This is a genomic window from Parasphingorhabdus sp. (assembly GCF_036964675.1).
Classification (GTDB): Bacteria; Pseudomonadota; Alphaproteobacteria; order Sphingomonadales; family Sphingomonadaceae; genus Parasphingorhabdus.
In genome coordinates this window covers 1-523 of the sequence record NZ_JBALTF010000180.1, presented here as the reverse complement: position 1 = coordinate 523, position 523 = coordinate 1, and the positions used below count along the sequence as shown (strand labels likewise).

Here is a 523-nt window from a genome sequence, read left to right as displayed (position 1 = left end):
CGTCAATAAATACGCCAACGGAAGGCTCGATGCCGAAATTGTTATCGCCGTTACCAAAGCCGCGAATAATGAAAGTCGATGCCGAAGACGTCTGGAGCTGGCTGACACGCAGCGAAGGAGTGACCGATTGCAGATCCAGTACATCACGAATTTGCGCATTTTCCAGCGTTTCGCCGGTTGTCACCGAGACCGAAATCGGAGTTTCCTGCAACGTCGTTTCGCGTTTGGAAGCCGTTACAATGATAACATTGTCGTCAAACGTTTCCGCGTCCTGAACATCCTGTGCATCCTGTGCATCCTGTGCATCCTGTGCATCCTGTGCATCCTGTGCATAGACAGGGGACGCTGCGATAACGCCGCTAAGTGCAGTAGCGGCTAAAAATTTTGCGATTTTCATGAATTTCTCCTGCGCCTCGACCTTTTGTCGTGGACCATCAAATAAATAAAATAAGGGGGATTGATTATTTAATTGTTGGGCACTTATCCGAATGCCTGGAATAGTCCAGAGCATACATGGCAGAAA

General features: G+C 48.6%; 1 protein-coding gene. It reads right to left on the bottom strand.

Going from position 1 to position 523, the window contains the following annotated elements; genetic code table 11:
* On the bottom strand, positions 1–397 hold a 397-nt coding region (locus V7665_RS13845), incomplete at its 3' end, for a Plug domain-containing protein (RefSeq protein ID WP_335665107.1).
* Positions 398–523 lie beyond the last annotated feature (126 nt).